Below are 666 nucleotides of genomic sequence, written 5' to 3' on the forward strand. Positions count from 1 at the left end.
CGGAGCAAGTTCGTTTTTGCAGTATTCCTTCGTTAGCCGGGTCGCTGACCCGGCGACTGAGATACCGGCAGCGACCTCGGAGTTCTGATCGAAAATCGGAGTTCCCACAGCGTGTATTCCGCTCAGATCTTCGCCGAAATTTGTTGAAAAGCCTCTCTCTTGGATCTCTTTGAGCTCTTGACGCAGTTTGTTGCGCTCTGTGATGGTGTTCTCTGTCAACGGTTCCAACTCAGACCTATCAATAATAGTATTACGTCGGTCTGCAGGTAGATTTGCTAAAATTGCCTTTCCTGCCGAGTTTGCGTGAAGAGGTTTCCATGTGCCGATGATAGATTCTCGGTCTATAGATCGACCAGCAAAGTAACCATCGATGAACATTCCCATTCCATTTTGCTCAACCATACACCAGGCTGTTTCCCCAGTCTCATCTGCGAGACGGGCCAAATCCTCTTTTGCTACGCGGTAGACAGGCGACTGTTCTCGAGTATCAACTGCGACTGCAAAGAATTCAAGTCCCAACTCGTACTTATCATTTTTCTTGACTACATAGTCATAATCTCTGAGAGTTGATACATAATGATGAGCATTTGCTTTCGAGATATTGAGAATGTCACTCAGTTCGGTAACGCCTAACCGTCCATATTCACGAAATGCCTCAATAATAGA

The 666-nt window shown here is 46.2% G+C and carries 1 protein-coding gene; it reads right to left on the minus strand.

Going from position 1 to position 666, the window contains the following annotated elements; genetic code table 11:
• A partial coding sequence (locus DEQ92_RS23330) for an IclR family transcriptional regulator (protein ID WP_147299542.1) occupies window positions 1–666 on the minus strand: 666 nt, incomplete at both ends.

Origin of the sequence: Haloferax sp. Atlit-6N (assembly GCF_003383195.1) — an archaeon.
Lineage (GTDB): Archaea > Halobacteriota > Halobacteria > Halobacteriales > Haloferacaceae > Haloferax > Haloferax gibbonsii.